This window comes from Actinoplanes sp. TFC3 (assembly GCF_001553785.1).
Lineage (GTDB): Bacteria > Actinomycetota > Actinomycetes > Mycobacteriales > Micromonosporaceae > Actinoplanes.
In genome coordinates this window covers 458,279-482,526 of the sequence record NZ_LOJP01000002.1, presented here as the reverse complement: position 1 = coordinate 482,526, position 24,248 = coordinate 458,279, and the positions used below count along the sequence as shown (strand labels likewise).

The 24,248-nt window shown below is 70.5% G+C and carries 19 protein-coding genes and 1 pseudogene; 8 read left to right on the top strand and 12 right to left on the bottom strand.

Annotated features, from left to right (window positions below; all coding sequences use genetic code 11):
* The coding region (locus TFC3_RS38285; protein WP_067508537.1) for an acetyltransferase at positions 1-709 on the bottom strand (709 nt) is incomplete at its 3' end.
* A 178-nt stretch (positions 710-887) separates the two neighbouring features.
* On the opposite strand from TFC3_RS38285, the gene TFC3_RS29270 reads away from it, so the two are divergent.
* Positions 888-2,267 (top strand): ATP-binding protein, encoded by a 1,380-nt coding sequence (locus TFC3_RS29270; protein WP_067508535.1) that lies wholly within the window; start codon positions 888-890, stop codon positions 2,265-2,267.
* 117 nt (positions 2,268-2,384) lie between these two features.
* Positions 2,385-3,860, top strand: coding sequence for a M1 family metallopeptidase (locus TFC3_RS29265; protein ID WP_067508533.1), 1,476 nt, complete (start codon positions 2,385-2,387; stop codon positions 3,858-3,860).
* Positions 3,861-3,879: 19 nt separating this feature from the next.
* On the opposite strand, the gene TFC3_RS29260 is transcribed toward TFC3_RS29265, so the two are convergent.
* The 4 genes from TFC3_RS29260 to TFC3_RS29245 are packed head-to-tail and all read right to left on the bottom strand — an operon-like array spanning position 3,880 to position 9,132.
* Positions 3,880-5,163: an extracellular solute-binding protein gene (locus TFC3_RS29260; RefSeq protein WP_161952701.1), complete on the bottom strand. Its 1,284-nt coding sequence runs from the start codon at positions 5,161-5,163 to the stop codon at positions 3,880-3,882.
* Between the two features lie 9 nt (positions 5,164-5,172).
* The gene (locus TFC3_RS29255) at positions 5,173-7,599 is read right to left on the bottom strand and encodes a caspase family protein (protein WP_255363815.1); all 2,427 of its coding nucleotides are present in this window, start codon (positions 7,597-7,599) and stop codon (positions 5,173-5,175) included.
* 11 nt (positions 7,600-7,610) lie between these two features.
* The gene (locus TFC3_RS39715; RefSeq protein ID WP_236718506.1) at positions 7,611-7,997 is read right to left on the bottom strand and encodes a hypothetical protein; all 387 of its coding nucleotides are present in this window, start codon (positions 7,995-7,997) and stop codon (positions 7,611-7,613) included.
* Positions 7,998-8,031: 34 nt separating this feature from the next.
* Positions 8,032-9,132, bottom strand: coding sequence for a DUF2786 domain-containing protein (locus TFC3_RS29245; protein WP_067508519.1), 1,101 nt, complete (start codon positions 9,130-9,132; stop codon positions 8,032-8,034).
* Positions 9,133-9,198: 66 nt separating this feature from the next.
* On the opposite strand from TFC3_RS29245, the gene TFC3_RS29240 reads away from it, so the two are divergent.
* The gene (locus tag TFC3_RS29240) at positions 9,199-10,050 is read left to right on the top strand and encodes a helix-turn-helix domain-containing protein (protein WP_067508516.1); all 852 of its coding nucleotides are present in this window, start codon (positions 9,199-9,201) and stop codon (positions 10,048-10,050) included.
* A gap of 61 nt (positions 10,051-10,111) precedes the next feature.
* Positions 10,112-10,972: an MBL fold metallo-hydrolase gene (locus TFC3_RS29235; RefSeq protein ID WP_067508515.1), complete on the top strand. Its 861-nt coding sequence runs from the start codon at positions 10,112-10,114 to the stop codon at positions 10,970-10,972.
* A 118-nt stretch (positions 10,973-11,090) separates the two neighbouring features.
* Here TFC3_RS29235 and TFC3_RS29230 read toward each other — a convergent pair whose 3' ends face one another.
* Complete coding sequence (locus TFC3_RS29230) at positions 11,091-13,241, bottom strand: MMPL family transporter (protein ID WP_067509809.1); 2,151 nt, start codon at positions 13,239-13,241, stop codon at positions 11,091-11,093.
* A 119-nt stretch (positions 13,242-13,360) separates the two neighbouring features.
* Here TFC3_RS29230 and TFC3_RS29225 point away from each other — a divergent pair, with 119 nt between their 5' ends.
* The gene (locus TFC3_RS29225) at positions 13,361-14,593 is read left to right on the top strand and encodes a sensor histidine kinase (protein ID WP_082772598.1); all 1,233 of its coding nucleotides are present in this window, start codon (positions 13,361-13,363) and stop codon (positions 14,591-14,593) included.
* Positions 14,590-15,270: a response regulator transcription factor gene (locus TFC3_RS29220; RefSeq protein ID WP_067508514.1), complete on the top strand. Its 681-nt coding sequence runs from the start codon at positions 14,590-14,592 to the stop codon at positions 15,268-15,270. The genes TFC3_RS29225 and TFC3_RS29220 overlap by 4 nt, the downstream gene beginning before the upstream one ends.
* Here the strand turns inward: TFC3_RS29220 and TFC3_RS29215 are convergent, their stop codons facing one another.
* Together TFC3_RS29215 and TFC3_RS38280 are read right to left on the bottom strand one after the other, a co-directional pair.
* Positions 15,271-17,304, bottom strand: coding sequence for a serine/threonine-protein kinase (locus tag TFC3_RS29215; protein ID WP_067508512.1), 2,034 nt, complete (start codon positions 17,302-17,304; stop codon positions 15,271-15,273).
* Between the two features lie 2 nt (positions 17,305-17,306).
* The gene (locus TFC3_RS38280; protein WP_161952699.1) at positions 17,307-17,450 is read right to left on the bottom strand and encodes a hypothetical protein; all 144 of its coding nucleotides are present in this window, start codon (positions 17,448-17,450) and stop codon (positions 17,307-17,309) included.
* A gap of 34 nt (positions 17,451-17,484) precedes the next feature.
* Here TFC3_RS38280 and TFC3_RS29205 point away from each other — a divergent pair, with 34 nt between their 5' ends.
* Positions 17,485-18,333 carry an NAD(P)-dependent oxidoreductase gene (locus TFC3_RS29205; RefSeq protein ID WP_067508508.1) on the top strand — a complete coding sequence of 283 codons (849 nt, stop codon included), beginning with the start codon at positions 17,485-17,487 and terminating at the stop codon, positions 18,331-18,333.
* An 11-nt stretch (positions 18,334-18,344) separates the two neighbouring features.
* Here TFC3_RS29205 and TFC3_RS29200 read toward each other — a convergent pair whose 3' ends face one another.
* Complete coding sequence (locus tag TFC3_RS29200) at positions 18,345-19,505, bottom strand: saccharopine dehydrogenase NADP-binding domain-containing protein (RefSeq protein WP_082772678.1); 1,161 nt, start codon at positions 19,503-19,505, stop codon at positions 18,345-18,347.
* Between the two features lie 224 nt (positions 19,506-19,729).
* Between TFC3_RS29200 and TFC3_RS29195 the strand changes: the two genes are divergently transcribed.
* Positions 19,730-21,184: a 26S protease regulatory subunit gene (locus tag TFC3_RS29195; protein ID WP_067508505.1), complete on the top strand. Its 1,455-nt coding sequence runs from the start codon at positions 19,730-19,732 to the stop codon at positions 21,182-21,184.
* Here the strand turns inward: TFC3_RS29195 and TFC3_RS29190 are convergent.
* The 3 genes and pseudogenes from TFC3_RS29190 to TFC3_RS29180 form a co-directional block, all read right to left on the bottom strand.
* Positions 21,174-22,220: a DNA glycosylase AlkZ-like family protein gene (locus tag TFC3_RS29190; RefSeq protein ID WP_067508503.1), complete on the bottom strand. Its 1,047-nt coding sequence runs from the start codon at positions 22,218-22,220 to the stop codon at positions 21,174-21,176. The two genes, TFC3_RS29195 and TFC3_RS29190, sit on opposite strands and share 11 nt — an antisense overlap.
* A gap of 182 nt (positions 22,221-22,402) precedes the next feature.
* Positions 22,403-22,636, bottom strand: a pseudogene (locus tag TFC3_RS29185) (DNA alkylation response protein); the annotation flags it as partial.
* A gap of 58 nt (positions 22,637-22,694) precedes the next feature.
* Positions 22,695-24,227, bottom strand: coding sequence for a M4 family metallopeptidase (locus tag TFC3_RS29180; RefSeq protein WP_067508500.1), 1,533 nt, complete (start codon positions 24,225-24,227; stop codon positions 22,695-22,697).
* Positions 24,228-24,248: the final 21 nt, after the last annotated feature.

Below are 24,248 nucleotides of genomic sequence, written 5' to 3'. Positions count from 1 at the left end.
CCCCCAGATAGGCAATCTGCGCGAAGCAAGCCTCCATGGTCGCCCCGGCCACCCCCACCGCCGCGTCCCCGTCGATCGCAACGAGCCACGACGACGTCGCAAAATCAAGCCACCCCAGGGGGTCAACAGCAAGGTCGATTCCCCGTACGACCCCAGCGGTCTCCATCCCCGTCAGCACCGCAGGCCGATCAATACCGGACACCAGCGCCGTAACCTCCCCGGCGCTCGCAGCCGGGCGGAACGTCCACCGCCGCGAGCGCTCCGGCACTGGTGTACCCGCCCAGGTGAACCGGTGCCGCTCCTGCCCCTGCACCAGACCAGCCAGCCGGGCCGCCGCCATGGCGGGTTCGATCGCGGCCAGCACGTCGGGCATCCGGCGCCAATAGCCGGGCAGCGCCGCGTAGTAGATTTTCGGCCCGCCCAGCGCCTCATGCGCGGCGGTCAGCAGCTCAGCACCCACCTCGGGCGAGTCGAGCACGTCGAAGCGCTCCAGCCATGGTTCACCCACCGAGCCGGGCGGCAGCACCCAGGCTGCGCGGGCCACCACTTCGCCGTCGCGCAGGGCCACCCAGGTGCGATCGGGGTGGAAGCCGCCCATCGCGAGGCCGTCGGCGTACGAGATCTTGCGCAGGTGCGGCAGCGGGTCGCTCAGGGATTCGAACAGGTCTTCTTCGCCCATGGTGAGCGGGCGGATGGTCACGGCAGCCATCGGGGTCCTCCGGGTCGAGCTCGCCCCGGGTCAGAGCCGCGTGAACGCCGGTACGCGGGCGGGGCGCAGAACATCGGACATTGTTCTGACCTCCTTCCCGGTAGCAACTCGGCGTTGGCGGTCAGCATAGCGGCAAACCAGTCATCCGGAAGCCCCGGCTGGGCTAGCGTCGGAGAGCGTGGATGATCGCGCGGCGCAGTTCGTCGAGGTGTTCCAGGCATTTCTGAGCGAGGTGGTCAGCGAGCATCGCGGCCGCAGCCAGACGGGAGAGGCGACGCTCGGCTCCCTGGTGCGCGCGCATCTGGGCGTGGATCCGCGGTTGCTCCCGGTGGTCAGCGAAGAGGTTCCCAACTACCGCTTCGCAGACCTGGACATCGCGCTCGTCGAGATCGAGCAGGCGGGCACGCACCGGCAGATCGTCGGCGTCGGCGGCGGTGAGCAGCGCCGGCACCAATCCTTGAGCGAAATCGTGGCGGGCTGGTACCCGGTCGGCGCGGTGGATTACCGGACCGTTTCCACCGGGCCCGACGAGACCCGGGAGGTCATTTCTTTCGGGCTCAGGCTTTTCACGTACGAGCAAAGCCCGGTCGTTGTCTTTCAACGCGGCGCCGACCCGCGCCTGGGCAATGCCGCGCAGATGGAGATCCTGACACCGATCCCAGGCACGGCGGCCTCCCTGGTCGCCACCGTTCGCCGGCTCATGCTGGAGCGTTCGGCGTTGCGTGGTCAGGTGCTGACCTTGGGCGGCTCGGACTTCGAACCGGGCGTCGGCGCGCTGACCTTCCACCGCCGGCCGAAGCTGGCACCGCAGGACATCGTGCTGCCCGACGGCGTCCTGCAACGCCTGCACCGCCACGTCGCCGGGGTGGCCCGCCACCGCGACCGGCTCACCGCGGCCGGGCAGCACCTCAAGCGTGGCCTGCTGCTCTACGGCCCTCCGGGCACGGGCAAGACCCACACCGTGCGCTACCTGATCGGCGCGCTGCCGGAGCTGACCGTCATTCTGCTGTCGGGGCATCACATCCAGTACGTCTCGGAGGCTGCCCAGATGGCCCGCGCGTTGCAGCCGGCGCTGGTGGTCCTGGAGGACTGCGACCTGGTGGCCGAGAACCGGGACCACTATCCGGGCGCCCAGCCGCTGCTGTTCGAGGTGCTGGAGGCGCTCGACGGGCTCAGCGACGACGCCGACGTGGCCTTCCTGCTGACCACGAACCGGGTGGACGTGCTCGAACCGGCGCTCGCGCAGCGACCGGGCCGAGTGGACCTGGCGGTGGAGGTCCCGCTGCCCTCACGTACCGGCCGGCTTCTGCTTCTGCAGCGTTATGCCCACGGTTTGCCGTTCACCGGGGAGGCTCTGGGGGCCACGGCGGACGGCACCGAGGGGGCGACCGCTTCGTTCATCAAGGAGCTGGTGCGCCGGGCCGTGCTGATCGCCGCCGAGGATGAGCGCGACGCCGACGACCGGGACCTGGCGCAGGCGCTGAGCGAAATGCGCTCCGAGGCCCAGAACGTCACCCGGTCCCTCTTGGGAGTGACCGCCGGGGACGATGCGGAGTGACCGCTGAAGACGGCGAAGAAAATTTATAACAGTCAACGACAACCTTCGATAGGTTCGGGCTGACTCATCCACGTCGGACCGGGGACACCGGTCCGCCGACGGAAAGGATGCCCCACCGTGCGACGACTACTGGTGGCGTTCACCGCCACGGTGCTGGCTCTCGCCGGGACGGCCGCCCCCGCTGCTGCCGCGCCCGCACCCGGTGGCGCCGGCCTCGGGGACGAGTACTTCCCCGACTACGGCAACAGCGGCTACGACGTGTCCCACTACGACATCCGGCTGCGCTACTACCCCGAGCAGGACCGGCTGACCGGCACCACGACCATCCTGGCCACCGCCGAGCAGGATCTCAGCTCGTTCAACCTGGACTTCGTGCTCGACGTGGCCTCGGTCCAGGTGAACAACCGGCCCGCCACGTTCACCCGGCAGGGCGATCACGAGCTGGTGGTCAAGCCGGCCCGCGCGATCGCCGACGGTCAGGCGCTCACCGTCGTGGTCACCTATTCCGGGGTGCCCTCGAACAAGGTGGCGGCCGGGTTCACGGCGTGGATCCGTACCCCGGACGGCGCCCTCGCGGTCGGCGAGCCGGAAGAGGCGTGGTGGTGGTTCCCGAGCAACGACCACCCGTCGGACAAGGCCACCTTTGACGTGTCCGTGGCGGTGCCCGACGGCGTCGAGGTGATCAGCAACGGCGTGCAGCCGCGGGCCAACACCCCGGAGCTGCTCGGCTGGACCCGCTGGTACTGGCGCTCGGCCAAGCCGCAGGCCACCTATCTGGCGTTCATCACGATCGGGCAGTACGACATCACCCGCGACGTGACCGCCGACGGCACCCCTGTGATCAACGCGTACTCGCAGTTGCTACCCGAGGACTTCGACGCGGCCGCGCGCTCCAGTGTGGAACGCACCGCCGAGATCACCGACTGGGAGTCCTCGATCTTCGGTCCGTGGCCGTTCACCGCGCGCGGTGGTGTGGTCGCGCCGCCCGGCACGCTGACGTTCGCGCTGGAGAACCAGACCCGGCCCAACTACTCGGCCAACTTCTTCCGCGGCGGCTCCAACCCCTACGTCGTCGTGCACGAGAACGCCCACCAGTTTTTCGGTGACGCGGTGTCGGTCGCGCAGTGGAAGGAGATCTGGCTCAACGAGGGCTTCGCCAGCTACGCCGAGTGGCTCTGGTCGGAGAAGCAGGGCGAGGGCACGGCCGACGAGCTCTTCGACTTCCTGTACGCCACCGAGCCCGCGGATTTCTGGACCGTCAAGCCGGGTGACCCGGGCCCGGCCAACGTGTTCGACAACGCCGTGTACGACCGTGGCGCGATGACCCTGCACCAACTGCGCCGCACCGTCGGTGACAACGACTTCTTCGAGATCCTGCGCACCTGGGTCGCCGAGCACCGCTACGGCAACGGCACCACCGCCGAGTTCATCGCGCTGTCGGAGAAGATCTCCGGCCAGCAGCTCGACGAGCTGTTCCAGACCTGGCTGTACACCCCGGCCAAGCCCGCCGCGCCCGCCGCGCTGGCCGCCCGCAAGAGCGTGACCCAGCCCACGTCGCTGGACAAGATCCGCCAGGTGCACGCCGCGCACTGACAGCCTGCGGGGGAGCGGGTCAGTTGGCCTGCTTCCCCTGCAGCGCCTGGGTCAGCTGGGCGGCCAGGTTGCGGGGTAGCTGCTGGGTGCGCCCGACCAGCACGTCGTGCACCAGCGCGGCGAGCGTCTTGCTGAACGTGACGTAGTTGGCCGAGCGCGGGCGCAGGCGCGCGGTGGTGATGGCCGCGTGCAACGTGGGGGCGTACCGGTAATTCTGCTTGACGGTCTCGTCGTTGTAGACCGCGTCGCGGGTCGCGGCGAAGCCGCCCTTCTCGAACAGGATGCGCTGGCTGTGCTCGCTGGTCAGGAACTCGATCAGCGCCTGGGCGGCGCGGGGCTGCTTGGTGCGCGCCGAGATCGCCAGGTTCTGCCCGCCCAGCACGCTCGCGCCGGGCAGTTGCGCCACCTTGAACCATGTCGGCTCGACCGGGGTCTCGGTGGGTGACGCGTCGCCGCCGGCCATGATCCGGTACGCCACCGGCCAGTTGCGCATGAACGGCACCCGCCCGTCGCGGAAGGCATCGCGGCTCGTGCCCTCGGTGAACGTGGTCGAGTCGCCCAGCACCACCGAACGCTTACCGTCGCGGCGCGGTGTCAGCCGGCGCGCCGCCTCGTCCCAGATGGCCAAGTCCAGCGTCACCTGACCGGTGTGCTCGTCGACGTCCAGGTCACCGCCGAGCGACCACACCGCCTCCAGGATGTTGACGGTCAGCCCCTCGTACTGTTGCAACTGGGTGGTGTACGCGGCCTCGCGATCCGGGGCGCGGGCGATGCCGGCCCAGGTGAACGGGCCGGCCTGCGCCTTCTCGGAGCGGTAGTAGAGCAGCCCGGCGTCGGAGTTGAACGGCAGCGCCCACAGCTTGCCGTCGTAGCGGCAGGTCTGCAGCGGGTTGGGCATGAACGAGTCGCCCGGGTCGGCGGCCAGCGCTGACTCGTCGATGGCCCGGATGCGCGCCGGCCCCGACGACGGGTCGGCGAATGCCGCGGTCCAGGTCACGTCGAGGTTGTAGATGTCGGTGGTGTCGTCCTCGGTGCGGTTGTACATCTGCGCGTACTGCCCGTCGGCGGCTTCGGGCAGCTCGTCGATGCGCGCCCGGTTGCCGGGGTGGCTGTCGTTCCACAGGTCGATGAGTACCTGACGCCCGCCCCGGCTGTCGTCCTTGCCGCTGAGGATCACCAGCTCACCCGGTTCCAGCGCGTCGGGCGGGGCGAACGGGCCGGCCACGAACAGCCCGGCTACCAGCAGCGCCCCGGTGAGGTTGCCAGCCACGAAGATCCACCACGGCTTGCCGCGTACGCGCACCCGTGCCACCTACTCCCAGATCGCGTCGAACAGGCCGGTGAGACCGTCGCCGGCCCCGGCATCGAAGCAGCGCCCGCCGGTGTCGCGGACCAGTGTGCTCAGGTCCCGGGCCGAGCAGGCCACGTCGCCGACCGCGATCACGAACACCCGGACACCGGTCAGCTGGGCCCGCGTCGGCACGCCCCTGCCGGTGTTGTCCTTGCCGTCGGTGAGCACGATCAGGGTGCGCTGCGGCCGGCTGCCGCCGGGGCTGCGGCGCAGTTGCTCGGCACCGGCGCGGATGGTGTCGTACAGCGGGGTGCCGCCGTCGGGGCGCACGTGGCTGGTGGCGGTGCTGACCGCGGCCACCGAGGGCTTGCCCAGCGTGGGCATCTTTCCCGGGGCGCTGCCGGCGAAGGGGACCACGCCGAACAGGTCGCGCTCGCCGAGCTTGCCCACGGTCTGACCGACTGCGGCCACGGCGGCCTCCCAGCGCGTCACGGTCGGGTCCGCGGTGATGTCGTCCATCGAGCCGGACGCGTCCAGGGCCACCAGGAAATGCCCCGGCCGGGTCGCCTGCGCCCGGATGCCGTCGACAGCCGCTTGCACCGCGGCGTCCGGCTCGTCGCCGCGGGCCTCGCCGAACGGCCACTGCCCGGCGCCGTTGGCCGTGCTGATCGGCTCGGTGCCCTCGTACCCGTCGGTGCGTAAACCCGTGCCGATCAGGGCCTGCTTGCCGGCCCGGCTGCCCAGCCAGCCGACGAACCACTGGGCGAACTCGGCGGTGGTCTGGGGCTGCACCTCGCGCGGCCAGCGCAGCGTGGCGACCACTTGATGCACCAGGGGCGTGTCGCGCGGGTAGAAGCCCTGCAACCGGTCGCCGCCCTGCGGTATCCCGGTGCCGGGGCACGCCGCGCCGAGGTTGTAGCGCACCAGCATCTGCTCGGTGAGGATGATCGCGTTCCGGCCGTGCGCCTGCGCCTGGCGGCACAGCAGCGCGGTCTCATCCCCTTCCGGGTAGGCCCCGGCGTCCAGCGCCCGGTCCAAGGGCTGCTCGAAGCGGGTACGCGCGGTGCCAGCCCCGGCGTTGCCCTCGTCGTACAACGCCGTCGTGGCCATCCGCGCCACCGCGGACACCGCCGGATCGGCCCGCACCACACCGGCCGGGCCGGCCGCCAGGTCGAACAACTCGGGCCACAGCAGCTTGTCCTCGCGCTCACCCTCGGGCAACCCGGTCTTGCGGGGCACACCGAGCACGATCGGTGTGTAGCCGATCTCGTGGACGTCGTGAAGGAACGCGGGCACGTCGGCCTGCGCGGCGGGCAGCCACACGTCCGGGGTCGGCCCGACGTCGCGCGGGAACCAGCGGCCCCGGGTGCCCTGCCCCCACTGGAACTCCAGCCCGGCGGTCATGTCCGCCCGGCTGACCGGGAACACGTACAGGTCCGCGCTGCGGCAGCCACCCCGCCGGCCTGCGACCCAGTTCTCGAACGCCGTGGCCAGCTTCCGGTACGCCCCGAGCCCGGCCGGGTCCACCGCCACCCGCAGGTATGTAGGGGCCGGGCAGCCGTCCCCGGCCAGCGCGCTGTCGCCCTGCACCCCGCACCCGGACAGGATCAGCGCCACCAGGCCCAGCAGCACCCGTACCCAGGGCCGCCGGGGTTCCGGCTCCTCGGGTGGCGTCTCGGCAACGACGGGAACCGGGCGGGACTGGCCGGCTCGGTGCGCGATGCGCAGCATGCCCTGCAACCGGTGCACCGAGTACGTCGGGCGCTGCCCCCGCCCGGCTCCGAGCCGGCTCATCCGGCTGTCCACGTACAGGTGCAGCTCGTGCGCGTCGACCTCGCCGTCGCCGTTGAGGTCGGCCTCGCCGGTGCGCAGCCCGTGCACCACGCACCGGGTGAACAGCCCGCCGGTGCGCCCCTCGACGGCCTGCTCGATGCTGGTCGCCGCGGCGATGATCACCTGACCGCGCACATGGGCGTCATCGCGGGGCCCGGCCGAGCCGACCGGCAGCGTGGGTGCCTGCTGCACCGGCGGCCCGGCGTGCTCGAGGTCCTTGCGGTCGTCGAACGCGCCCGCGTAGCAGCAGTCCAGCAGCACCACGATGCGCCGGGCGGGGCTCAGGTCCATCTCGTGGGTGATGTCCTTGGCCGCCAGCGCGGTGACGAACAGCAGGTCGGGCACGGTGTCGGCGACCGCGAAGTACAGCGCGCCCTCGTCGTTGCGCAGCCCGTGCCCGGCGATGTGGAGCAGCAGGATGTCGTCCGGGCCGGCGTCGGCGAAGAAGCGTTTGATGTGGCGCCCGGCGGCCAGCACCCCGGCGTTGTCGAGCACGGTGACATCGAAGTCCCCGACGGCCGGGTCGCCGAGCACCTCGTACAGCTCCCCGGCATCCCTCGCCGTGCCGGGCAGCGCGGAGAAAGCGGGGTCGGTGTAGTTCTCCGTCGCGATGATCAGTGCACGTCTCAGCGTTGCCGCACCTCCCGGATGAGCGCGTCGATGAGCCGTTTGCGCTCGGCCTCGCTCGGGTTGGTCAGGGTGATGCGCCGGTCGTTGCCGAAGTCGACCTCGATCTCGCCGCGGCGGTTGCCCGGGCGGCGGATCCACTCGCCGAGATAGGCCAGCACGCCCGACAGGATCTCCGGGGTGGCTGCCAGCGTCATCAGCAGCGTGCCGACGGCCAGCATGTCGGTGCCGCGCGCACCGGGGACGTCGCTGGGGGTCGTGGCCTGCTCGACCGCGACGACCTCGGGCAGCTCGTGCAGTTCCTTCAGCAGGTTCTGCGCCGCCCGATCGGAGGACTCCGGATCTCCCGCGGTGACTGTGACACGGGCCACGACTGTCGTATCCACGCTTGCACATTACACAGTGGAGTCAAGATCGTACTCACCGCAGCGTGGCGGCGTCGGCGGCCGCGCGACCCGATTCCCACCCTTCCTCGCTGTGCACACGGAAAGATCGACCTTTGACCGTACGGGGAAAAGCCCTGTCCCTGGCCGCCACGACCTGCACGTCGCGTGAGCGCAGCACCGGCAGCAGCGCAGCAGCATCCGCACTGCCCGCCAGCGCCGCCCGATCCGCCTCGGCCAGCCGCTCGCCGATCCGCACGGCGTAGCCCACCAGGAACGACTGCCGGAACGTCTTCAAGGTCTTCTTGCCCGCCGCGCCCTTGGGCTCGTCGCGTGACATCGCTCGATGCGCCTGTACCAGCAGCGAGGCATGCAGCAGATCTACCGCGTCCAGATCCGCGTCGAAGCCGAAGACCGTGGCGAAACCGAACTCCGGGGACCAGACCACCTGGCACCGGTTGGCCTGGGCAACCGCGGACAGCAGGGAGGCTTTCTCGCTCTCATAGGGGTGGTCGATGCCGATGCGCCGCGCGTACGGCATGACGGTGGCATCCTCGCCGTCCAGCAACGCCTCGTCGAGACTGTGCCGCGAGATCAGCTCCTGGGCCTTGGCGCTGTAGGTCTCCGCCTCCGCCGGGAACGTGGTCGACTCGGCCTTGGCCAGCAGCGCCCGCACCCGGGCCAGCATCGCCTCGGAGTTCTTCGTCGTGGCCGGGCGCGCAACCTGTCCGGGCGGCGGGATCAACGTCTCGATCGGCGGCAGCGTGCCGAGCGCCTTCAACGCGGCCAAGTGGCTGTCGATGACCGTGACCCGGTTCCTGGCCACCGGCGCGGGGGCCGGCAGCCCGGCCGCCTGAGCCCTCCAGCGCGGGTCGACCGTCTTGAAGCCCCTCATGTAGCTCGTGACGGCCCCCGTGATCAGCCCGGCCTGCCCCGGCCCGGCCCGGCGTGCGACGACCCGGTGCAGCTCGGCCGGCTGCCACCCGTTCTTGAGCAGGCGCGCCACGGCATCGTGCAGCATGCCGGTCAGCACCGGGTCAACCTCGCCCGCCGGCGCCACGGTCAGCAGGTCAAGGGCATCCTCATAGCCGAGCTGATCCTGGATGGCCGCCGTGGCTGTCTGCCGTACCGAAGTCACCGGGCAAGTGTGCCTGACCCTGCGAAGGTGTGGTTACGGTACTCCGGGCGGCCAATAATTCGAGGCATGCAAGGTAAACGACAACTCGGCGAGTTCCTGTCCAGCCGCCGCTCCCGGTTGCGGCCTCAGGACGTCGGGCTGGTGACGTACGACGAGCGGCGGCGGGTACCCGGACTGCGCCGCGAAGAGCTTGCTTTGCTGGCAGGGGTGAGCGCGTCCTACTACTCGCGGCTCGAGCAGGGCCAGTCCACCAACGCGTCGCCCGAGGTGCTCGACGCGCTCGCCCGGGCGCTGCGCCTGGATGACGCGGAACGCCGGCACCTGCACGAACTCGCCGCGGTCACCCGCCACCGGTCCGCCCGGCGCTCGCCGCCGGAGAAGGTCACCCCGGCCGTACGGCAACTGCTCGCCGTCCTCGGCGAGGTGCCGGTGCTGGTCCTCGGCCGGCGCAGCGACGTGCTCACCTGGAACGCCGCCGGGCATGCGCTGTTCGCCGGGCACCTGCGTTTCGCGGGACCGGCCAACATGGCCCGGCTGGTGTTCCTCGACCCGCATACCCGCGAGCTGTACGCCGACTGGCGCGGCAAGGCTGAGGCCGTCGTCGCAACGCTGCGGATGACCTCCGGCCGGTACGCCGACGACCCGGCTCTGGCCGCGCTGGTCGGCGAGTTGTCGCTCAAGAGCAAGGACTTCGCCGACATGTGGGCCCGGCACCGGGTCAAAGCCGGCGGTGACGCGGTCTACGACATGCGCCATCCGCTGGTCGGCGATCTGACCGTCACCCAGCAGACGCTGCGCACCGAGCAGGACCACGTGGTCGTCATTGCCACCACCGAACCCGGCTCGGCCTCGCAGGCCGCGATGACGCTGCTCGTGCACGGCACTGCCACAGCCGAGCGGCACCACGTCACCCAGTAGTTCCCCCCATCCCGTTCAGGCGCTCCAACCGGAGGGCCTGTCCACCCCTGGAGAAATAACCATGAGCGACCTCAAGTTCGGCGACGTCAGCGTGACCCGCATCGATGAGATGCACGGCCCGGTCATGGCGACCGGCGATTTCTTCCCGACCATCCCCGCCTCGGTGTGGGAGCAGGAACGTGACCACCTCGAACCCGATCACCTCGACGGCGACATGGTCCGCGGGGCGTTCCAGACGTGGCTGCTGCGCAGTGCGGGCCGCGCGATTCTCGTCGACACCGGTATCGGCAACGACAAGCACCGCCCGGCTGTGCCCGCATGGGATCACCTCAATACCGGCTACCTGGACCGGCTGGCCGGCGCCGGGGTCCTCCCCGAGGATGTCGACCTGGTCGTCAACACCCACCTGCACGTCGACCACATCGGCTGGAACACCCGGCTGACCGGCGGCGACTGGGTGCCCACGTTCCCGAACGCCACCTACCTGATGCCCGAGGCCGACTTCCACCACTTCAAGGACGTCACCAGCGGCGTCAACGAATTCGCGTACGACGACAGCATCGCCCCCGTGCAAGCCGCCGGTCAGGTTCGGCTGTGGTCCGGCTCGTACCGCATCGACGAGAACCTGACGCTGGAGGCAGCCCCGGGGCACACCCCCGGTTCGAGCGTGATCAAGCTGGTGTCCGGCAGTGATCGGGCCTTGTTCGCAGGCGACCTGGTGCACACGCCGTTGCAGCTCGGGCATCCCGGGCACAGCAGTTGCTTCTGTGAGGACGCGGCCGAAGCTGAGGCGAGCCGGGTGCGCCTGCTCGGCTGGGCCGCGCAGAATGCCGCACTGGTGCTGCCCGCGCATTTCAGCATGCCCGGCGCGTTCGAGGTGTCTGCCGGCGGTGGCTCGTTCGCAGTTAAGCGCTGGGCGTGAGAACCCGGCCGCGCCTCGCGCCGGTCTGCACAGCGGGAATCCCGTGACCGGGGCCGGTCACCACGTCACGAAGACGGGGTGGCCGGCCCGCGCACCGGCCACCCCCTGCGACCAGAACCTAGTGGCCGGCCCCCACCAGCTCACCCGCCGGCTCCTCGGCCGACGGCGGCGATGTCTGCAGCTTCGAGCCCTCCACATCCACGTCGGGCAGCAGCCGGTCCAACCACCGGGGCAGCCACCAGGCCCGCCTTCCCAGCAGCATCATCACCGCCGGAACCAGCGTCATCCGCACCACGAACGCGTCCAGCAGGATCGCCGCGGCCAGCGCGAAGCCAATCGACTTGATGATCGCGTCGTCGCCCAGGATGAAGCCCGAGAACACGCTGATCATGATGATCGCCGCCGCCGTGACCACCCGGGCGCCGTGGCTGAAGCCGTTGACCACCGAGTCCGCCGGGGAAGCGCCGTGCACGTGTTCCTCCCGCATGCGGCTGAGCAGGAACACCTCGTAGTCCATGGCCAGCCCGAACACGATGCCGATGAGCAGCACCGGGATCAGGCTGACGATCGGCCCGGTGGACGCCACGCCCAGCAGGTCCGCGCCCCAGCCCCACTGGAACACCGCGACAACCGCGCCGAACGTGGCGATCACGCTCAGCAGGAAGCCGCCGATCGCCTTGATGGGCACCAGCACCGAGCGGAAGAGCAAAGTCAGGAGCAGGAAGGCCAGCACCACGATGACCACCAGGTACGGCCCGAGCGCCGCCCCCATGCGCGCCGACACATCAATGTTGACCGCGGTCGTACCGGTAACCGACAGCGACGCCCCGGCGTCCAGATCCCGGATCGCGTGCACCAGGTCGGTGGTCTTCTCGTCGTCGGGCCCGCTGGACGGGATGACCTGCAGGATCGCCGTGTCGCCGGCCGGGTTGACCGTCGCCGGGCTCACCGCCGTGACATCGGGCAGCGCCTTGATCGCCGTCGCCGCGCGGGATGCCGCGCCGGCTGCGTCCGAGCCGTCCACGACCACCACGAGAGGACCGTTGAAGCCCGGACCGAAACCGTCACTGAGCAGGTCGTACGCCTTGCGCTGGGTGGTGTCCGTAGCGGCGGTCCCGTCGCCGGGCAGTCCCAGCCGCAGGTCCAGCGCCGGGATCGCGATCACCAGCAGTCCCAGGATGGCCACCACCATCGTGAGCACCGGGCGCCGGGTCACGACCTGCGCCCACCGCCGACCAGCCGGGCGCGCCGGTGCCTTGCGCCGCGAACCCACCACCCGCCGGCCCGCGAAGCCCAGCATGGCCGGCAGCAGCGTCAGCGCGATCAGCACCGCCACGACAACCGCCCCGGCCGCGGCCAGGCCCATCTGGGTCAGGAACGGGATGTTGACCACCGCCAGCGCGGCCAGCGCGATCACCACGGTCAGACCCGCGAAGGTGACCGCCGAACCGGCCGTACCGGCCGCGCGCCCCGCGGCCTCGATCGGGGAGCGGCCCTCGGCCATCTCGTGGCGGTAGCGCGACACGATGAACAAGGCGTAGTCGATGGCCACGGCCAGCCCGAGCATCAGCGCGAGCGTCGGGGTGCTGCTGCCCAGATCCATGAACCCGGTGAGGATGCGGATCCCGGCTACCGCGACGCCCACACCGATGATCGCGGTGAGCAGCGGCAACCCGGCCGCGACCAGCGAGCCGAACGTGATCAGCAGGACGATGGCGGCGACCGCGAACCCGATCGCCTCACCTGCACCCTGCTCGCCTGGTTCCTGGACCGCGTCGCCGCCCACCTCGACGGTCAGCCCCGCGGACCGACCGGCGGCGAGCGCCTCGTGCAGCGCGTCGCGGTCGGTGGCGGTGAGATCGTCCGGTCCGGCCTTGTACGCCACCGTGGCATACGCGACCGTGCCGGCCGGATTGATCGTGGCCTTGAACGGGTCGGACACGGTCGCCACCTGCGCGCCGCGGCCGAGCTCGCCGATGACTTCGGTGATCGCGGTGCGGCTGGCCGGGTCGGTGAGCTTGGTGCCGGCGGGCGCCGCGAACACGACCCGGGCCTGGGCACCCCCGGCGGCGGCCTGCGGGAAGCGCTCGGCGAGCAGGTCCTGGGCCTGCTGGGCCTCGGTGCCGGGGATCGAGAAGCTGTCGGTGGTGGTCCCGTTGAGGGTGAATGCCCCGGCGCCCAGGGCAGCCACGAGAGCCAGCCACAGGGCGAGCACGGTCTTACGGCGCCGGAAGCTGAGCTTGCCGAGCCGGTACAGGTAGGTAGCCACCCCGAAACGGTCCCGTGAGCGCGGCGGCGAAGCGTCGTCCGAGCGCAGGCATCGCCGTACCATGATCGTGGTATTCGCCCGGGGTGCCGCTTACTGCGCCGGGAGGACGTGGGGGGCCGGTGCCGCGCGTACGGTTCGAGGTGATGGAGACGAAGAAGGCGTTCAAAACCGCGGCCAACAAGCCGCTGTTGCTGGATGTCCTGCTGGCGTTCGCGTTGTCGTGGGCGGTGGCGAAGGCGGCGGTCGACGGGCATCCGGCGGTGGGCGCCTTCGTCGTGGCGATGGTGGCGTTCGTCGCCGTGCTGCTGCGCCGGGTCCGGCCGCTGATCGCGCTGGGCATCGCCACGGCCGCGACGATCGGTGCGGTGCTGCACGGCGTGTCCAACCCCGGGCTGATCGTCGCGCTGGGCGTCATCACGTTCTCGATCGCCGCGCACACCGACCGCCAGCAGGGCTGGATCTGCGCGCTCACCGCCTCCTCACTGGTCTACCTCAGCGGGCTGATCGTCGCCGTGCACGACTGGTGGCGGGTCGAGACGCTGGGCGTGTTCGCGTGGATCTTCATGGCGGCGGCGCTGGGTGACGCGGTACGCAGCCACAAGGCCTACATCGCCGAGGTCGAGGACCGGGCCGCCCGCGCCGAGCAGACCCGCGAGGAGGAGGCGCGGCGCCGGGTGATGGACGAGCGGGTGCGCATCGCCCGCGAACTGCACGACGTGGTGGCGCATCACATCGCGGTGATCAGCGTGCAGGCCGGTGCGGCATCGCACGTGCTGCAACGCCAGCCCGAGCAGGTCGGTCCAGTGCTCGCGCAGATCCGCGAGGCATCCGACACCGTGCTCAAGGAGATCCAGTCGGTGGTCGGGGTGCTGCGCAACGGCGACGAGGCCGAGATGACCGAACCCACCCCGGGGCTGGCCCGCCTGCCGGAGTTGCTGGCCAGTCTGGAAAGTGCCGATTTTCAGGTACGTCCGCAGCTGCGGGGCCGCGAGCGCACCCTGCCCGCCGTGGTGGATCTGGCGGCGTACCGGATCGTGCAGGAAGCCCTGACCAACGCGCACAAGCACGGCGCCGGCCCGATCCGCCTGCTCGTCGAGTACGCCCCCAGTGGCGTGGTCATCGAGGTCAGCAACGAGATCCGCCCGGCCCTGATCGAACCCGGCTCGGGTTACGGCCTGCTCGGCATGCGCGAGCGCGCCACCGCCGCGGGTGGCCGGGTCACCGCGGGCCCCACCGGCGATGGCCGCTTCCGGGTGCACGCCGTGCTGCCCACCGAAGCCACCCCGGAACCGCCGCCGGTCAAGGTCAAACACGCCTGCGTCATGCCGCAGTTGAAGGAGAACCCGGCGTGAGCATCCGGGTGGTGCTGGCCGATGATCAGGCGCTGATCCGCGCCGGGTTCAAAATGATCATCGACTCGGAGCCGGGGTTCGAGGTGGTGGCCGAGGCCGCGGATGGCAAGCAGGCCGTCGAGCTGGCCCGCACCGCGCGCGCTGATGTCGTTCTCATGGATATCCGGATGCCGCGGATGGACGGCCTGGAAGCGACCCGCCGGATCGGCGCCGACGACAACCTCGCGGGGGTCCGGGTGCTGGTGCTGACCACGTTCGAGAACGACGACAACGTGGTGCTGGCGTTGCAGGCCGGGGCGAGCGGCTTCCTCGGCAAGGGGGTGGCGCCGGAGGATCTGCTGCACGCGATCCGGGTGGTGGCCGGCGGGGAGGCGCTGCTGTCGCCCAAGGCCACCCGCGGGCTGGTGAGCCGGTTCCTGACCGGTCTGCGCCCCGAGCATCCCGGCCCGGTACCCGGCTTGAACCTGCTCACCGAGCGTGAACGCGAGATTCTGGTGCTGGTGGCGCACGGGCTGTCCAACGATGACATCGCCGAGCGCCTCTACGTGTCCCCGCTGACCGCCAAGACCCACGTCAACCGGGCGATGACCAAGCTCAACGTGCGCGACCGGGCCCAGTTGGTGGTGCTGGCCTATCAGAACGGCCTGGTCCGCCAGGGCGACGCGCTGCCCGAGTGATCACTTGACGGCGGTGGCCGCCAGGGCGGTGAAGCCGTCCTCGCCGACGATCCGGTGCTGCTCGTCGACGGTGATGTCGGTGTGCGAGCCGGTCAGCGTGAACAAGCCGAAGTCGCCGGCCGGGAGCATCCGCCACGCCTGATCGGGGTTGCCCGGCACGCAGGGCTGCATCTGCAGGACCGTCCGGCGCACGTCGGTGATGCAGGACGGCGGTCCCGAGCCGGGCACCGCGGGCGCGGCGGCGATGGTGACCAGGTTGCCGGTGGCCTCGGTGCGTTTGCGGACCTTGGCCGGCTGGATGCGCAGCCGCGACGACTCGGTGACGGCGGTGCCGGTGAACTGCAGGGTGCCGTCGGGCTGGGCCTCGAGGTTTCTCGGGTCGCCGAGATCCGGGGGGCTGGTGATGACCACGGGCACGCCCAGGTCGATGTCGGCGTGCTTGAGCGAGGACACGTCGGCGTCGATGAGCTTGGACCTGCCGGCCGCCGGGCTCGCACTGGTGCCGGCCGGTGCGGGGCTCGGGCCGGTGCTGGCCGGCGCTGGTTCGAAGTCACCCCGGTCGACCAGCGTGTACGACTCGGCCCAGCGCGCTTCGCCGACCTCGCCGACGTCGGACTGCCTCTTGCCGGCGTCCCAGCGCAGCCACCCGTACTCCGAGCCGATGCGGTACGCCGGGCGGCCCCGGGCATCCTTGCGCTCGGCGTCGATGACGGTGAACAGGGTTCCCTTGGTGGGGTTGCACGCGGCGCTGACCACGGGGTTGGTGTCCGCGCCGGGTTCCACCTGCACCCCGAGGCAGCGCTCGGGTCCGGCGTACGCCTCGGTGGCCAGCGAGCGGATCAGATAGCTGACGCCCACGGGTTCGAGCACGAACTGCGACTGCGAGCCGGTGCCGTCGGACACGTCGAGGGCCTGCTTGCCGGTGTTCATCATGAAGTACCGGTTGCCGGTGCTCAGCTCGATGGAGAAGCGCCGGGTGCCGGCCAGGATCCCGGTCAGCGCGTCCACCGGTGCCGGCGCCGGGTCCGCTGCCGCGTCGGGGGAACCGGCGCGGCTGAGCTGGTGCGCCGCGACCAGTCCGCCGCCGGCCAGCAGGACGGCCGCCCCGGCTGCCAGGGCTGCCCGGCGCCAGCGGGGTGGCTGGCGGACAGGCGGGGGGTCATTCGGCGCAGGGACGGCGGGGGGCTGTGGACGTACCGGTGAAAGGGCGCCGTCCAGAAGGGCATCGAGCAGTTGGCGGGCGGTGGGGCGCTGCTCGGGGTATTTGGCCAGCGACCAGTCGACCAGGGCGCGCAGCGGTTCGGGAATCCCGGTCAGGTCGGGCGGCTGGGTCAGGATGCGCACCGCGGTGGCGGCGGCCGAGTCCGCGGCGAACGGCGTGCGCCCGATCGCCGCGTAGGTGACCACCGCACCCCAGGCGAAGATGTCGGCCGCCGCGGTCACGTCCGTGCCGAACTGCGGCTCGAACCGCTCCGGGGCCATGTAGGAGACGGTGCCGACCATCTGATCGGTGCGGGTGTGCCGGCTCGTCGCCTCGAACGCCCGCGCGATGCCGAAGTCAATGACCTTGATCCCGCCCAGCGCGAACAGCACATTGCCCGGCTTGAGATCCCGGTGAATCACCCCGGCGCCGTGGATCGCGGTCAGCGCGGTGGCGATGCCCACGGCCACCTGCTGCAACGCCGGCCCGGTCAGCGGCCCGCGCTCCTGCACCAGCGCCGACAGCGAGGGCCCGTCCACGTACTCGACCACCAGGTACGGCGGGTCATGCTCCGGGCCGGCGTCCAGTACGGCGGCGGTGGAGAACGGCGGCACCTGCTGAGCCCGGCGCACCTCGCTGCGGAACCGCCCGCTGAACTCGGCATCCCCGGCGAACTCCGGCCGCACCACCTTGATGGCCACCGGCGTCCCCGCCGGGTCGCGGCCCAGGAACACGGTGCCCATGCCACCCTGCCCGAGCCGGGCAACCAGGTCGTACTCGCCGAGCCGGACCGGATCGCCGGGACGCAGGGGATCGCCGGGACGCAGGGGCATGCTCACCGAAAAGCCTGTCTGTCGATCGTCGCGCCGAGATTACCCACGCCCTCGCCCAGAATCAAACACCGCTGGTAGCTCGCAAAACCGTACTTGAAGGTCACATGTGGGTGCGCGGGCGGATACTTTCGCGCGATGGCCGTCAAGCGAGCCTCCTTGATCGGCTGGCATGCTTGGCCCATGACGGTTGTAGGCATCGTCAGCCCCGGGTTCATGGGCTCCGGGCTGGGCAGCGCGCTGCGGGCCGGCGGCGTACGGGTGGTCACCACTGTGGCCGGGCGGTCCGCGCGGAGCCGGCGTCTGGCCGGGCAGGCCGGGCTGGAGGTGCTGGCGTCGCTGGCCGACGTGGTGGCAGCCTCGGATGTTGTCCTTTCGGTGATCCCACCGGGACAGGCCGTGGCTACCGCGCGGTCGATCGCCGAGGCGGCTCACGAGTCCGGCGCCGCTCCCGTGGTGGCCGACCTCAACGCCATTTCCCCGACCACGATGGCTGCGGTGGCGCGGATCCTCAACGACCTGCCCGTGGTGGACGGTTCCATCTCCGGGCCGCCCCCGACCGTCACCCCGGGCGCTCGCATGTACCTGTCCGGCGACCGGGCGGGCGAGGTCGCTGGCCTGCCGTGGCGTGACCAGATCGAGCCGATCGTCGTGGGCGGCGAGGTGGGCACCGCGAGTGCGTTGAAGATGTGTACGGCGAGCGTCTACAAGGGCCTGACCGCGCTGGTCACCCAGGCCATGCGGACGGCCGGGCACTACGGGGTGCTCGACCGTGTGCTGGCCGACCTGGGCAAGGAGGGCTTGGACGCCTCGGCGAGCGTGCCGCGCTCGGCCACCAAGGCGCACCGCTTCGTCGACGAGATGCGCGAGATCGCCGCCACGCAGGCCGGTGCCGGGCTGACCCCCGCCCTGTTCGAGGCCTTCGCCGAGGTGTACGCCAACGTGGCCCGCACCGACCTGGCCCACGGCGACCCCGAAACGTCCGCCGCCCTCGAGCCCTCCGAAACCGTGTCGCGCCTGAGGATCACCTAGCCCCAGCCTGATCAGTCCAGCAGATACTCCCCGCCGCACGCCGCCGCCAGTCCGGCCCCGAACAGCGCTGCCGGGGTATGCGCGCCCGGTCCGCCCTCGCCCTCCAGCAACCGTCGCGTTACCTCAGCGGGGACCGTACCGGTGAATTGCTGGGCTTCTCCCACGCGCAACCACCCCTCCCGCGTCGTGCCGTCCGCCCACGTCACCCGCGCATGACCCCACGAATGCTCCCGCGGCTTGGCGCGCGCCTTGACCTCGACCTTGGCCAGCCGCCGCTTGGCGAACTCCCGCACCGCAGACCACCGCAACACCGACGTAGCCAGCGGCATGATCGCCCGGACGAGCGCAGAACCCGGCACCTCACTGGACGACGACACCACCGACGACGCCTGACTGGCCCGCTGCGCCGCCATCAATTCCCCCAGCGGCATGCTCGCCGTAGTCACCGTCACCCCATCGGGCAACGTCAAGTGGGTGACCTCCCCAGCAATCCGCGCCCGCACGAGCCGCCCGTCCCGATACCGCCGCCCCTCAAATCGCCCACCACCAGCCACCCCCGGCAACCCCTCCAGAAGCGTCGCCGCAAGCGCATCGCCGATCGGTCCAGCTTCAACCTCCAGAGCCGGAACCATGTCCACCCGTACGTCCAAAGCCCCCACCCGCCCCGCACACAGCGCCACCACCACACTCTCCGTAGCCGTGACCCCGAATCCCGCGCCGGTAACCAGCGTCCGGCCTGCGTCGGTGGCGGCCTTGTCGAGGTCGAGGATCGCGGACACGGCGGCCAGGTCGTTGGCGAGATCGACGTAGTCGGTGCCGGCGGTGATGCAGGCCCGGGCGATGACGGGTGCCGTGGTGGTGAACGGGCCGATGGTGTTGATGACTACTGCTGGACGGTGACGCTGGATCTCGGTGGCTACGGCTTGGGGGGAGGGGGCTGTCAGGACCTTGCACCCGGTGGCGGGCTGGATGCTGGGGTGATGGTCCGCTGCTGTGCCGTGGTCGAGTGCTGAGCCTCGGCTCGTCGCTCGTTTGACCTGATCGGCGGCGTGGGCCAGTCGCTCGGCATCGCGGCCCACCAGTACCGGTGTGATGCCGCGCTCGATCAGGGCCGTGGCTGTTGCCCGCCCGCTGCGCCCGGTACCGCCCAAGATCCAAACGTCCCTGCCCATGACCGCACTCCCGTCGATGACATCCTGTGTCATCACCGTAGCTCGTCATGACACCTGATGTCATCACCTGTGATGGAGGGAACTGCACCGCTGGGCACGGGGCTGCCATGCCGGCAAGCCGGTCGCCGAGCCGGGTTTTTCGGCGCGAAACCGGCGGTGGGGGGAGCATGGTGCTGCAACGCGCCGGGGCGTGTCACTCTTGATACCGGAGAGGGGGCCGACCCATGACCGAGTCCTTCCAGTACGCCGGCGCCACCGTCGAGATCGTCGAGCCCGGCACGATCCTGGCCGCAGCCCGGGTGAACCCCGTTGAGCTGCTGCGCCGGGCTGCTTTCCCCGCCCCGGTGCGCCGGGTCGCGCTGACCGTGTCGAGCGCCGAGACCACTGGCGGGCCGGTGCACGTGTTCGCCGCCGAGATCAGCACCGTGGCCGACGACGTGCCCGAACGTGACCGGATCCGCGCCGTGGTGCTGGGCAACGACCCGGTCGGCGCGCTGCTGGCCAAGCGGATCGCCGCCGGGGACCCGATCGCCACGCGCATTGTGGACGGGGTGGGAACGGCGGCCGTGGCGGCGTACAAGAAACTCGGACTTGACCGTCCGAACGATCCGGTCGCCCCGCGCGAGTCGCGCACCGACGTCCTGGCCGATGCGGCCGCGGGCCTGCAGGCCACGGTCAGCTACGAGGCCGACGACACGCTGGTCAAACTGCGTGCCGAGGTGCCGCGCGACGAGGTGACGCCCGCGCACCTGGAGGCCATGGTCCGGCTGATCCTGCAGAGCGTGACCACGCTGCTACCCAGTTCCGAGGAGCCCGCGCTGGCCGGGCGGCGCTACGTGGTGGCGCGCGAGACCATTCCCAAGGTGGCCACCACCACCCAGCAGGTCACCCTGGATCAGGTGGGCGGGCTGGCCGAGATCGTCGCCGAGCTGCGCCAGATCGCCGTGTCGTTCCGCCACCCCGAGGCGATGGCCCGCTGGGGGGCGCGCCGGCCGCAGGGCATCCTCATGTACGGACCGCCCGGCACCGGCAAGACCATGCTGTCGCGGGCCCTGGCCAACGAGATCGGTGCCGACTTCCGCGAGATCCGCACGCCGGAGATCCTCGACAAGTGGCTCGGTGGCTCGGAGCGCAACATCAAGCAGATCTTCCGCGACGCCCGCCGCTACCGGGTGCCCACGCTGATCCTGTTCGACGAGTTCGACTCGATCATCAGCTATGCGGGCGCCGGCGGGGACGCGGCAAGCCAGGCGATCAACGCGGTGGCCGGCATCTTCAAGCAGGAGATGAACGACCTGATCGAGGCCAACCCCAACGTGATCGTGGTGGCCACCACGAACTTCCCGCACCGCGTCGACGACTCGCTGATCCGCTCGGGCCGCTTCGACGTGAAGGTGTCGGTGCCCAAACCCGACGACGTAAGCCGCACGGAGATCTTCCGCAAGATGATCGCCCAGCTCGCCGCGGTGCACGAGAAGGACGGGTTCACCATGTTCACCGACGGCCTGGACCTGGCCGAGCTGGGCCGGCTCAGCCACGGCATGACCGGCGCGGACATCAAGGAGGTGCTGCGCCGGGTGCAGCTGACCAAGGCCATGCAGGACGCGCACACCGGCGGCATGGTCGAACCGATCAGCCAGCACGACCTGGTCGCCAGCATCAACGCGCTCAGGCCATAAGTTTCAGCTTCAGCCACTTCGCGAGGTCCCGGAGTTCGGCCTGTACGGCCCGCTCCGGGACCGGTTCGTCCCAGTGGATCGCGTCGACCCGCAACACCCCGGCGACGCGGTCCGCGGTGGCGTCGACTTTGCCCACGAGCCGGTCGCCGTGCAGAATCGGCATCGCCCAGTAACCCCACTTGCGTTTCGCCGCGGGCTTGTACATTTCGAGCTGGTAGTCGAACTCGAAGATCTCGGTCAGCCGCTTACGGTCGAAAACGAGACGGTCCAACGGCGACAAAAGAACAGTTCGCCCGGCAAAATCATCATCCAGGTACGACGCATCGACGCGCCACGTGCCCCGGACGCCCTCCACGGTGGCCGGTTGCCCCGCCGTACCCCCTCGCATGATGCCCAGCGCCGCCAGCTCCCGCTCAGCGCGCACCTGCCGCGCCCGCTCCTGCGGCACCACTTCTTCGGGATAGACCCGCTCGGCCAGGTCGAACAGCCGTTCGCGCCCGTTGCGCCCGGCGATCGCCACCTCCCCGCGCGACACCATCAGCGTGAGCAGCCGATCCAGGTTCTTGTTGTTCGTCCACCCCGAAGAGCGCCACGGTACATTGCAGGTATCGGGAAGCTGAGCCAGCGGCAGCGGACCCTCGGCCTCCAGCCGCTCACGAATGTCCCGGCGGCAGTCATCGTTCGCCGCCACCCATTCGCGGACATCCTCCTCCCATTCGCGCAGGTCAGTACGCGATTCCCAGGCGGCCATCCCGGCGCGGAACAGGGCGAGGTCCTCGCGCGGGCGCAGGAGCATGTGGAGTTCGAGCAGGGTTCCGTTGCCGGTGGCGGTGGCCAGCTCCCGGGGATCGCAGGCCGAGCCGAGCCGGGACCACAGGACGAGGTCGGCGTTGGGCGCCACCGCATTGGTGGGGTCGGCCTGCAGGAACGTGAGGTGGCGGATGACCTCCAGCATGGTGGTGGGCCGCTGGGCGGTGAGGAGCTGCGCTCGTACGGCAATCCGGCGCGCCTGTTGCCGGGACAGCTCGATAGCCATGATGGCGTGAGCCTATTCGATCGGCGCTCATCGGGGTGGAGAAGCGCAGCGGCTGCTGCAGGCGGAACGCCAGCCCCTCGGCGAAGACGGCGAGGAAGGGCAATAGTTTCTCCAGGGTCGCGCCCCCCCCCGCCGACATCGCCCCGCTGATGCCCTCAGGCAGGCATCGTGCGCTGCAGGATGAAGTCCACCTCGTCAATGCGGTGGCCGTAACGGTCGTGGGTTCGCAACCTGGGGTCGTACCTGTTGGCCTCGTCAGCCCATTGCTGAGCCTCGGCTCGCTTGCCCAGCCGGTGCAGATCGTCGGCCGCCCAGCCCGCGCCCTCGCGCGCTACCGCTTCCAGCAGCGCGCTGTCCGCGGCGACCTCGTAACCGACCAGGGGTGGCGGCTGGTTCACGACCTCGTGGGTGTCCATCGTCCGACCATAGCGGGGGCGGCCCTTCCGGACCGCCCCCGCGTTTACTGGCCTGACCTCAGCAGGTGGGCTCGCCGCTCTGGGCGGGCACGCTGACGGCGGTCCAGGCGGCCTTGACCGCGTTGAAGGTGGTGCAGGTGCCCGGGGTGAGCGCCTTGGCGGCCTGCAAAGTCCAGACGCGGTACTTCAGATACGACGAGCTGGAGGTCTTGAGCAGCATCGCGTTGTACATGACCTTGATGGCGGTCTGGATGCCGACGCCGGTGACCGTGCTGCCGTTGCACGTGGAGCTGGCGGGCTGGCCGTTGCCGCTGGAGCCCTGGGCGAGCAGGTAGAACCAGTGGTTGCCGGGACCGGCGGCGGCGTGCACCTCGGAGCCGGGGGTGCTGCCGGAGTAGCAGTTGGAGTCCCCGGCCAGCGACGGGTTGTACATGTAGCGGATCGGGCCGCTGCCGACGAGGTTGACTTCCTCGCCGACCTGATAGTCCGGCGGGTCGTTGGGGTTGTTGGCGTACCACTCGGTGGCCGCGCCGAACGTGTCCGCGACGAACTCCTGGGTGCCACTCTTCGAGATGCCACCGGGGGTCTTGTCGTCGATACCGTGACCCAGTTCGTGCCCCACGACGTCGGCCGAGGAGATCCAGCGCCCGGCGGTGTTCTTGCCGATCTGCACCTGGGTGCCGTCGTAGTAGGCGTTCTGGTCGTTCAGGCCCACCCGGATCGGCCACGCGCCACCGGTGCCGTTCTGGGCATTACGGCCCAGCCACGACGACAGCATCGCGGTCTGCTTCTGTGCCACGTAGAGCGCGTCGACGCAGCCGGTTTCCTTGTTCGTGCCGGTGCCGTTGCCCCACACGTTGTCCGGACCGGTGAACGTGGCCCGGGTCGAGGCGTCCTGACAGCTGAGGTTGGTGACCGTCGGGTCCTTCAGCGAGTACGTCGACCCGGACAGCGTCGTGTTCAGGCTGACCGAGCCGTTGATCCAGCCCGTGCCCGTACCGGTGACGTCGGTGACGTGCTGGGTGGTCTTGAGAACCTTGCCCGTCTGCGCGTCAACATCGACGGTGAGCCGGCTCGGTCCCTCGGCGCCGGTGCCCAGCACCGTGACCTGCCAGGCCAGCTTGGGTGCAGCGCCGTCCTCGGCGAGCACGACGAGCGCGGTGCCCTCGTTGCCGCTGACCCTGGTGAGCTGCTTCTCGGCGGTGGTCAGCGCGACTGCGCCGGACACGCTCGGGCTGGTGGACAGCTCGCCGAGCGGCTTGCTCTGCGCCACCGAGGTGTACTGGACCTGACCGGCCGAGTCGGTGGCCACGACAAAGTCGCCGCCCTCGACGTGCAACCCCTGGTAAGAACGCTCATACGGTACGAACTGCAGCCCGGCCGAGGAGATGACCTGCTGCTGCTGGAACGCCTCGTTGGTGCCCGCGTGCAGGTAGGCCGGGCGGGAGGCGACCAGCGCGGAAACCTTGCTGGCGGCGAGGGCGGGGCCGGAGGGCGGCGCCGACGGTGCGGCGTGCGCGGGTCCGGCCGTCATTGCGGCGGTGACCACGGCGGCGGTCCCCAGCGCGACGACGAAGGGGGATCGGGACATCTGCGAACTCCTTCCCCGCCC

Bases quoted from the DNA above. Each gene is read 5' to 3' on its own strand.
- TFC3_RS29190 (WP_067508503.1), bottom strand. From the start codon at position 22,220: ATGGCTATCGAGCTGTCCCGGCAACAGGCGCGCCGGATTGCCGTACGA.
- TFC3_RS29180 (WP_067508500.1), bottom strand. From the start codon at position 24,227: ATGTCCCGATCCCCCTTCGTCGTCGCGCTGGGGACCGCCGCCGTGGTC.
- TFC3_RS29200 (WP_082772678.1), bottom strand. From the start codon at position 19,505: ATGGGCAGGGACGTTTGGATCTTGGGCGGTACCGGGCGCAGCGGGCGG.
- TFC3_RS29195 (WP_067508505.1), top strand. From the start codon at position 19,730: ATGACCGAGTCCTTCCAGTACGCCGGCGCCACCGTCGAGATCGTCGAG.
- TFC3_RS29240 (WP_067508516.1), top strand. From the start codon at position 9,199: ATGCAAGGTAAACGACAACTCGGCGAGTTCCTGTCCAGCCGCCGCTCC.
- TFC3_RS29205 (WP_067508508.1), top strand. From the start codon at position 17,485: ATGACGGTTGTAGGCATCGTCAGCCCCGGGTTCATGGGCTCCGGGCTG.
- TFC3_RS29215 (WP_067508512.1), bottom strand. From the start codon at position 17,304: ATGCCCCTGCGTCCCGGCGATCCCCTGCGTCCCGGCGATCCGGTCCGG.
- TFC3_RS29235 (WP_067508515.1), top strand. From the start codon at position 10,112: ATGAGCGACCTCAAGTTCGGCGACGTCAGCGTGACCCGCATCGATGAG.